7 protein-coding genes and 1 pseudogene are annotated in these 9,418 nt (G+C 50.3%); 4 read left to right on the forward strand and 4 right to left on the reverse strand.

Features of this window, described 5'->3' with window-relative positions; all coding sequences use genetic code 11:
- The 3 genes and pseudogenes from VE954_RS14335 to VE954_RS14345 form a co-directional block, all read right to left on the reverse strand.
- Positions 1 to 572 (reverse strand): annotated as a pseudogene (locus VE954_RS14335) (hypothetical protein); the annotation flags it as partial.
- A gap of 448 nt (positions 573 to 1,020) precedes the next feature.
- The gene (locus VE954_RS14340; RefSeq protein ID WP_324953868.1) at positions 1,021 to 1,953 is read right to left on the reverse strand and encodes a tyrosine-type recombinase/integrase; all 933 of its coding nucleotides are present in this window, start codon (positions 1,951 to 1,953) and stop codon (positions 1,021 to 1,023) included.
- 502 nt (positions 1,954 to 2,455) lie between these two features.
- Positions 2,456 to 3,244 (reverse strand): DUF4360 domain-containing protein, encoded by a 789-nt coding sequence (locus VE954_RS14345; RefSeq protein ID WP_324953870.1) that lies wholly within the window; start codon positions 3,242 to 3,244, stop codon positions 2,456 to 2,458.
- A gap of 791 nt (positions 3,245 to 4,035) precedes the next feature.
- Here VE954_RS14345 and VE954_RS14350 point away from each other — a divergent pair.
- The 4 genes from VE954_RS14350 (at position 4,036) to VE954_RS14365 (ending at position 6,987) form a co-directional block, all read left to right on the forward strand.
- Positions 4,036 to 5,145: a YHYH protein gene (locus VE954_RS14350; protein ID WP_324953872.1), complete on the forward strand. Its 1,110-nt coding sequence runs from the start codon at positions 4,036 to 4,038 to the stop codon at positions 5,143 to 5,145.
- On the forward strand, positions 5,130 to 5,678 hold the full coding sequence (locus tag VE954_RS14355; RefSeq protein WP_324953874.1) for a hypothetical protein: 549 nt from the start codon (positions 5,130 to 5,132) through the stop codon (positions 5,676 to 5,678). Before VE954_RS14350 ends, VE954_RS14355 begins: the two co-directional genes overlap by 16 nt.
- Positions 5,648 to 6,361, forward strand: a complete 714-nt coding sequence (locus tag VE954_RS14360; protein ID WP_324953876.1) for an SCO family protein — start codon at positions 5,648 to 5,650, stop codon at positions 6,359 to 6,361. Before VE954_RS14355 ends, VE954_RS14360 begins: the two co-directional genes overlap by 31 nt.
- Positions 6,362 to 6,837: 476 nt before the next feature.
- Complete coding sequence (locus VE954_RS14365; RefSeq protein ID WP_324953878.1) at positions 6,838 to 6,987, forward strand: hypothetical protein; 150 nt, start codon at positions 6,838 to 6,840, stop codon at positions 6,985 to 6,987.
- A 48-nt stretch (positions 6,988 to 7,035) separates the two neighbouring features.
- Here VE954_RS14365 and VE954_RS14370 read toward each other — a convergent pair.
- Positions 7,036 to 9,418: ATP-binding protein (locus tag VE954_RS14370; RefSeq protein WP_324953880.1), on the reverse strand; the 2,383-nt coding region annotated here is incomplete at its 5' end.

Here is a 9,418-nt window from a genome sequence, read left to right on the forward strand (position 1 = left end):
GACAGGTGGCTGAAGGTGCTCTTATAGTAGGAGTCGTTTTTACCCGAATATTGGGCGATTTCGCGGTAGATCTGGTAATAGATGGGACGCACGTAGTAGTAGTAATAGTAATTATGATCCCCACGTGTCGCATAATACGAATAACTGTTATAGCGGTAGCGCTTCGGATAGTACTGTCCATTCTTATACTCGTAAGTTTCCTTCATATAGTGATTCAGGGATTTTTCCAACCAGTGAGCATACGAATAGACCTTGCTGTGCGACTTATCCTGCCCCCATTTTTTTACATAATAGGCGGCCTCTTTCATATCATAGAGCTGCTTATACATGTCCTTATACCAGTCGTCGCTCGGCTTGTTACCGATATAAGAATCAAAATCAGGGTGGGACACATGCGATTCCCGTCCCTCAGGCTTGAACCCAGCCAATGAATCGTCAATGTCTTCCGGAGTCGACGTGTCTGAGATCGGCGGAAGCGTGATCGGAGGCGCATCGATTGGAGCCGGAATCGCGGCCCGCACGGCCTGGGCAAGGAGCAAACTGAGACTGATGACTGTGGCTTTCAAATACATACTCGTTCCTTTCGTGAAATACTGAAGCTTCATGATTGCCATCTTAATCAGCCTCGAAATTTTTCCCACACGGAGAGGCTCAAGAATCGTGATGTGATTTGATGGGATGTGTTCTGCAAGAAACTCAGATCGGTTTGTGCCTATGAAACTATGGCGGTACGAGTTTTTACCGACTGGAGCGGGCAGGAATAGGCAAAGCGAATTCGAGGCTTCTGAAGTCCTCAATAATTTATATAGCCTGCGTTTGGTGACTTGGGCCTATACCGGAACAACCAGTATCCTCCTCAATTTTTCTGTCGGTTTCCAAAGTTCGCTTCAGCAGCGTTCTTGCCTTGTCAGCAGGTTAGCACGAGCAAGTTTGCCAAAGTCCCCTTCAATCAGCCAAAGTCCTCTGCAGCAAACGGCATTTTTGCCAAAGTCCCCTTCACTGGCAGGCAGAGGACCCCTGTCATCGAGGATCAGTATTCGATGCGATAGACGGGATTTTTGTCGTGGTCACAGCTTCGCGCTTATTGTACCTGATAGTGGTCGCAGGCGAGGCGTGCCCGAGCGTCCGCTGCACCTGATCGAGTGGCGCTTCCACGACATTCAATAAATGCCCCGCGAGGGTTGCCCGCATGGAATGTGGAGAATAGCGCCTGACGCTGGAGGCTTTGATACCGGATTTTTTCACGAGCCCCTTCAGAATTTTTTCAAGGGCCGAGGATGAAATGGGGCTGTTCCGTATCGGGCTGAGCGATGGAAAGAACCACTGCTCAGGATGACCCGCATCAAATCCCAGCTCCGAAAGCCTTTCGATATGCTCACTGATACAGCGGAAGGCGAAGGGGTTGAGCGGAATCTCGTGAGGCTTGTCGCCCTTGATCCGAAGCGAGAGAACCCGGTGGCCTTTCGCATCCGAAAGATTTTTAATCTTTAGATGTCTGATTTCCGCCGAGCAGAGCCCTGTGTAAAAGCCTATGGAGAGCAGCGCCCGGTGCGAGGTGAAGGATTTTCGTTTGGGGTCGAGCGCTGCAAAAAGCCGCCTAACCTCTTCGTCGCTGAAGTCAGCCGTCTCGCGACGGTTGTCGGAGCGCGGGCGTTTGAGGTCATAGCTTAAGTCGCGCTCGATAAAGCCCTCATGGGCAAGGTGCCTGCAGAGGGAGGATACGGCTGACATCTTTTTCAGGATGGTCTTGTGCGCTTGGTCCCGCGTCCTTAGCCACTTCTGATAGAGGATGAGGTGATCGCGCGTGAGCTGCCCAATCTCCCTGATATCCTGAAAGGCAAAGGCGAAAAATTCCTTGGCCGTCCTTTCATACTCCCTGCTCGTCAGCCCCGATCCATGGGAGTGGAGGAAGGCCCGAAGGCTCATTTCAAGCCTTGCGTCGAGCGGGGTCATGACTTGTGTTACCTGATCATCTTTCCGGAAAAACTATTTCCCAGCCTCAAGCCCAAGCAGGCCAAAAGCTTCATGCCGTTCGATCCGGCGGAAAATGGCTTATTTGTACGGCTACCGTTCCGGCAAGCTTGACCGACAGATTCCATAATCCGGGATAAACTTGCGGTCGATGGCAATCTCGCCAGGAGGAGCAGGAATGGAATTCGAATCGTTGGATCAGTTGAAAAACGCTTTTGCCAACTGACGCAACAAGACAGGTTCCCGGAAAGAATGATAATAAAGTAGGCTGGTTGTTAAAATTATTGAGAAATTTCCGAATTGCTGTTTCCGTGAATGCCTTGGCAATCAAGGACATGTTGAAATTTCAGGCATTCTTTCCGGGGCCCTGTCTATTGTGAGTTAGGCAAGGTGCGTGAACGAACACATTTCGTCCAAATCCTCCCAGATCGAAAGTCCTGGGAGGCAACATATCACACAATTATTTTCTCTGACATCTATCAGATCAAGGGCAGTCAACGAGTTTGAAGAGGAATGGCCCTATGGACTTGACCGCCAGAGTACCTGTCCCTGGTGGAACTCGAGCGACCGCAACGAAATGCAGAATCTCTGAAGTTCCGCAGCCCGATTTCACGGCATTGGCTATTAACGGCAGGCTCAATTTTTGAGCGTTGCCGGCAGGGACAGCGATTTCCGTGAAATTCGCAATCCCATCAAGATCGCTGGTGAAATAATAGTTGCCGTTTATAGTGCTGCCGTTGGCCGGAAGCGTGGCTTCGACATTGACCTTGGCATCAGCCGAATGCTGGACAACCAGCTGCTTGTTCGCTGGAACTTTGAGTGAAAGGGAATATCGGCAGAAAACCCGGAACAAAGTGGTATCCGCAGCCACAGCCGCCAGGTTTGAATATTCCAGCGACAGGCGGCCGGTAGCGTTGTCCATTACTGCCTTTACAGGCGTATCGGTCGAAGGACAGCCGCTTCCGCCGAAGATGGAGCTCACGATCTCTGGAAACTGACCTTTTTCGGAAGCGGCCAGGGCCGCCTTATCCGCGGCCGCTTTATCCGCGGCCGCTTTATCCGCAGCCTCCTTGTCCGCAGCCGCCTTATCCGCGGAATTGTCGGTGACGTTGTTTGTCACGTCTTCATTTTCGGCGTCGACGTTCCCATCCACGAGTATCTTGTCTTCGGGCTTGTCGCCTTCGTCCGCAGCTTTTCCACTTTTCCGGCTGCAGTTCGCCAAAATCAACACGGTGAGCAAAAGGAAAGATAGCAGGAATTTAATTTTTGGCATTTTAACCTCAATCGAAGGTTTGCACATCGTCTCCTGGCCAGCCTTTGCAAAAAACAAACCGTTGATCGAAGCAAAGCAACTCAGGAGCTTACTTTTTTGCTTTCGCCAATCGTCAGAATTCTGAGCACCTCCAGACATTTCATGGACGGCTCGTTACACGCTGACGATCGCGAGAAGCTCATCGCGCAACAGGATCTGATGATCTGGCGCTCAAAACAATGTCTTTTGTTGTCAAAAAGCATGAGCCGCCCTCTCAAGGTCTCTCGGAGAATACGACGGACTTACCCAGGCGCACCAGAACCGCTTCTCACATCTTGAAACGTGAGCCCTGACTTACGGCGGGACTCCTTCCCCCCAGGGCTCCCTTGCCGGTTTCTCTAGGCCACCGTGTTAGACGAGCCAAGCCCATTATAATCGTCTTCATGAACTCAACTGAACCTGCGCACGAAGGTGATGCGGTGCAGCAAATTCACTATTTGCACTGATGCCAAATGATCCGCGGGCGGGCCTAGGTGGGCGCGGGAAGTGCAGTTGCGACTATACTCCTGATTTTCTTCCAGCAAGGAACTGAACGAGGGTAATGACCCCGCGCGTATACCCCGCCCTCTCCAGCAATCACTCTGCTCCGCTTGCAAGCTTTTGCTCGAAAGGAATCTGCTCTTCGTCCGCAAGTGATTTTCTGTCCTTAAATGGCTTTAGTTGCCATGTTACCAACCAAGCGGATGCGCTCAGGTAATCCAATCCTTAAGATATTGCGAAATTACACGATATCCTTGGCAGGAGGATTACGCATGCTGAAGAAAAATTTTGTTGTCATTTGCCTGGCTTTGCTTCCTTTTACACTGGGATGCTCAGTCGAAAAAACGGAAGAAGGCGAAGCCGCATCCACGGCTGAGGAAGAGACAACGACGACCACGGATGAAGATGGAACAGCGACGACCACAACCACGGCGTCGGACGGGACGACAACCACCTCCGTGACCAAGCCCGATGGCACCAAAATAACCAAAGTCAAAAAGCCCGACGGAACGACGACGACCACGACCGTGGCCTCGAATGGAACCACGACCACGACATCGACCACTGGTGACACCGCAACCACGACAGCCACGGATGGAAGCACCAGCACATCCTGCGCGCTGACCGAAAACACAACCGCAACGTCAACGACTAATGCTTACGGATGCAGCCTGCTGACCCGCGACACAAGCACCTGCCAGGCGACCCGCACATCGCAGGGTTTAAGTGGTTACTGGTTGAAGTTTTCATGCCGGGTTACGTTAACGAAGAGCGGTAGCACAGTCGAAATTTCAACCGATAGCCGTCCTGATTATCTCACGCCTTACTTCGGTTCCACGAACGTATGTTATACAGCGCTGTCGGCCTCGGCTAATGCCGCTGGTCGACGCAAGAACCCTCTTTCCATCGCCTCCCAGTCGATTGCTGCGATGGTCCCTTTCGCGCCAACAACGGCTGCTTCTGCGAGTGCGACAGGCCTCGGCCTTATCGGTGTTGCTGCCAACGGTGTTTCCATATTCAACAACGCGGCTGCACCCGGTGACGATATCTACAGCGAAGTATCCAGTTTTGACCAATGTGAAGGTCACCCGAATTCGGCCAGCAGCTATCATTACCATATTGAGCCTGCCTCGATATCCTACACGGACTCGGCTTTTATCGGTGTGATGCGCGACGGTTTCCCCATCTACGGCCGCAAGGATGCTGATGGCACAACTCCTACATTGGATAGCGCGGGTGGTCACACCGGTACTACAGTGGATAGTCCATCGACTGCGGTTTATCACTATCATGTGAATATGCAAACCAACGGGACGGACTCAGCCTACTTTATATCAACCGGCTATTATAAAGGAACGAAGGGCACATGTACCGGTTGTTGATCAAAATCTCGCTGCTGGTCGGCTGCACGGCCGGCCTCGGCTTTGTAGCAAAATCTCATATTATCGCAGAGTCGCTGCTGCCAACCACTCTGCATGTCACGCGTTTCAAAGGCGAGCCTTTCACGGGGATTGGCTATGAACTTTGGCAACCCTGGCATTTGGCGAAGCTCATGTTTTACGTCGGGGGCAGAAAGGTTGGAACCGAGCGGCACTGGTATCCGAATGGCGCTCTTTGGATCGAACGCGAGTATGCGCAAGGTTTGCCACACGGAGAATGGCGTCAATGGTTTCCAGATGGCACTGTCCGATCGCTCGCCCACTATAAGGATGGTCAGGCCGAAGGTGAAACCTGGGCTTGGCATGAGAATGGAACTCTCGCCGAATACACCCGGGTTGCGAACGGACAGGACATCACACAAAAGTCCTGGATACCCGACGGCACTGTCTATCAAAATTATGTGTTTCAAGATGGGGAACGCACGGGAGTGCAGGGGGACATGTTTTGCAAGGTCAAAAAATTTTTGCAGCGATAGTTCTTTCTTTCGTAGCTTGCTGGATCGCCTCGTCCCCTTGTGCACTCGGGGTGGAGTCTTTTGCTGAACGCATCGCTCGAGAGCGCCAGCGGGGGGTCGATCGAGTGGATCCTATCGGGCAGGGTCTGCCCTTTTTCACACAACGCACCCTGAGTCCCAGTTGGGAGCAAACGGTAAAAGCGAAAGCCAACTTTGTAAAAATGCCGCCCCTGAGTTTTCGTGATCAACACGATAACGTTGTTTCAGGCAAAGACCTCGCCGGTCAAACCACTTTCATAGCGTTCTTTTTCAGCAGCTGCTCCGGGTACTGCCCGTTTCTTCTGCAGAACCTAAAAAAGGTGGCTCATCGATTACCTCAGGACGATGTCCGGTTTGTTGCGATTTCAGTCGATCCGGAAATCGACACACCAGAGCGCCTGCGTAGGTATGCTGAAACGATGAAGCTGGACGCTCGCTGGAAGCTCCTGACCGGTTCCAAAGAAACGGTCAATCAACTGGTGCGTGAGACCCTTGTCAGCCAGTACTTTCAAAGGATCGAGACCGCCGAACGCAACTTTGTCCATTCGGAACATTTTTATGTGCTTGATACGCAGGGCTATCTGCGTGCTGTCTTGAATGGCAATCGTCTGGACGTGGCGGAACAGGCCGGCATTGTTCTTTCGAAGCTCACCAAAGTTGAATGAGCTATATAAGTTTTGCTTTAGTCCATGATCGCATACTCGCCGATAGGCGCCCGTCCGGGTAGCGTTGACGGACGGTTGGCTCGACAGGTCAGGTGGAAAATGAGGCAAGTTTGGCATTCAAGGACTGCGTTCTGCAATATGAAAGTTTACTAGCGACTTGCCTACCCTTATAAAAAGCCACCACTTTTTCTGATGGATGCTACGCCGCCCATTCAGCTTCGCTGGAATCGGGCACTCAATCACTTCCTTCTGATTACGACTCCGCCATTCCAGGCGGGAATCACTGCCTCAGGGGTGTGCTCATTTCAAATCCCCGGCATGCAATACCTCAGGGCCCCGGAAAGAATGCCTGGAAATTCAGCAGCCCCTTGATTATCAAGGCTTTCACGAAAGTGGTAACTCTGAAATTTCCCAATAATTTTAACGGTCAGATTACTTTATAATCATTCTTTCCGGGGCCCTGATCATGGGACCAGGTGGAATCCACGCTTCGCAAGTATCTCGTCGACAGCAAAGGACGCTTTTCCCTGCATGGGGTGCGTTCCGATTCCCGGCAGATCAAGCGGGCGTCGGAGCAGATTGCGAAGGCAGCCCGCGGCCGCGTTACGCAGCAGCCTGCGTACTAGACGTCAGGACTCGCCTGGAATTGATCGGCCAAGGGATTGGTTTTCCGTTCAAGATGCAAGCTCTATTGCTTGCTTTTTAGCAATCGGTAACGTGATGATCAGTTTAAAGCTATAGATGCCCGGACAGCCGGGTGTCATATCACCCAAGACCAATCGAACGTCGCCACCAGCTCCACGCAGAAAATCCCGTACAGCCCTCATCCCGACTCCCCGGCCCGACATGGCCGTAACTCTCTCTGCCGAAGAAATGCCAACCTCGAATATGGAGTCAGCAATGTCAACAGCGGACTCATTGCCGCGGAATTTACCGATTTCCAAACCTCGATTTTTTATTCTTTCAATATTTAAACCCTGCCCATCGTCCTGAATGATTAGCACTAAATCACTGTCGTTCTTTCTTCCTACGATACTGATAATGCCGGACTCCGGCTTTCCCTTTGATTTTCGAACATCAGCTGGTTCGATGCCATGATCCAGTATGTTTCTGATAATATGAACCATCGCGTTATCCAGCGCGATCCTTTGAGCGGAACGGAGTGCGATTTGGTCAAGATCTATGTGAAAAACCGGCTCTGACCGCCCCAGGTCACGGGCGATTTTCCTCGCGCGATTCTTGTAATCCTCTACTATTGTGTCCAGATAATCCAAAGTAGCCTGAAGCAAGGCTGTCTTGTTCGAGCTGATAATCGCAATCACGTCAGAGGTCAGGATAGGTTCTTCAACCAAGCCCTCTAGTATTGTGATATGGTTTTCAAGGAATTCGCGGGACAGTGAAACTTTCGTGAAATCATCAGATCGCCCGAGCTTTTTGCAGTTGATCTCCCGATACTGATTAAATGAAGCCCTCACAGCATCCAGATCAAGTCTCAATTGGCTGCAATTAATTTCTGAGCCGTTGCGAAGTATGCTTTGGTATTGATTCTCCGCCTCATGTATGGAAGGAGTCAAATGCTTAAAATCAAGAGTGCGTGAAGCACCTTTGATTGTATGCATGTTGATAAAGACCTTCTGAATGTCGGATTTCAAAAGACTTTCCGAGCGTTGAATAATATCAGACGATTCATTAAGCAGAGCAATCGTCGTTGCGAAGAACTGTTCACATTTGTGGGGGCCAGCTTCAATGAGCTCGAGCGTAATATCGAGTTCACGACTTTTTGCTATAGCCTCTTTAGTAATGATAGCAATATCGGTCGCATCGGTGATCGTCACGAGAAACGAAGTTATCATGTGATTCTCCACCAGTGGACCCAGAGTCACCTCCAAATGCTTGTCGAAGTTGTCACAACTCTGGGCTGAGGTCGAGTATCGCACACGGCGCAATTTGTCAAATTTTTCACTGTTGGTATCATATCCTATGATATCACCGCCCAAAGAGAGTAAAATCGATTGCCAGATTTGATCAATTTCGTCCTTTGGTAAATCCAACCGATCAAGGAAAACATCCTTGAACGAACTGCCGGCAATATTTCTTTGGGCAAGGACGGCGGATGTGTTTGCAGAAAAATCAGGCTGAATGATCGCCTCGTTTTGAATTATGAATACCGCCTGAGGTATGCTGTTCAGAACATATTCAATTTTATCTTTCGCCGTTTCGAGATCCAGTGTTCGCTGCTGGACTTTCAGCTCCAAGCTCGAGTTCAGCTCGTTCAAGGTGGCGTTTTTCACTTCAATTTCAATGGTCTTTTCGACCAGCTTCATTTTGTTGATTTTTGAACGTAGCAAAGATCGAATTGACGAGATAAAAACATAAAGGGCAAAAGGGGCAGACGTGACGACAAATCCTTCGGGCTTCTTGGTGACGGCATAAACTGTTATGACCATATTCGCTGCTGAAAACATAACAAACGTAGCTGAAGTATGCTTCCCTAGGTCGGAAATCCAAGCCAATAACCGGCGGATCATCGGCGTCCTGGTATTCACCACTATCCTGCGATTCGAATGCAAATAGCGAATACCCAAAAGAGCAAAATTGAATAGCAGCAACGCCATAACGATAAACATGTTCACCATGAGCATGTTGGTGAAGATCGTTATAGCAAATACACCAAATAGTGTACCGCCTGACAAAAGCGAAACTTCAACGGCAATAATCAGCGGAAGAATACTAAAACCGATGAGGAGACGCAAACGGGCAGAGACAGGAATCAGGAACAGCGACGTGCAGCCGCCCACCAAAACGTATGTGAAATTGTGAAACCAGTTTGAAATGAAGCCAAGCGTGTAGTAAAGGAAAAGCAATAGCGAAAAACTAAAGATTCCCAGGGCTTGGCTGAATTCTGATTCAATTCCCGTCCGGCCCAACTGGCGAATTCTTTGTATGCCTTTGACAGTCACCCCGTTTATGATCAGCCCAAGAAAGCTTCCGACCAGGCAGACAAGACCCAACCAAATTACGCTCCAATCGGTGTGATAGTATTCGACCCATTCCTCG

Origin of the sequence: Oligoflexus sp. (assembly GCF_035638955.1) — a bacterium.
Lineage (GTDB): Bacteria > Bdellovibrionota_B > Oligoflexia > Oligoflexales > Oligoflexaceae > Oligoflexus.

Coding starts and splice junctions, on each gene's coding strand:
- VE954_RS14340 (WP_324953868.1), bottom strand. CDS start 1,953: ATGACCCCGCTCGACGCAAGGCTTGAAATGAGCCTTCGGGCCTTCCTC.
- VE954_RS14345 (WP_324953870.1), bottom strand. CDS start 3,244: ATGCCAAAAATTAAATTCCTGCTATCTTTCCTTTTGCTCACCGTGTTG.
- VE954_RS14350 (WP_324953872.1), top strand. CDS start 4,036: ATGCTGAAGAAAAATTTTGTTGTCATTTGCCTGGCTTTGCTTCCTTTT.
- VE954_RS14355 (WP_324953874.1), top strand. CDS start 5,130: ATGTACCGGTTGTTGATCAAAATCTCGCTGCTGGTCGGCTGCACGGCC.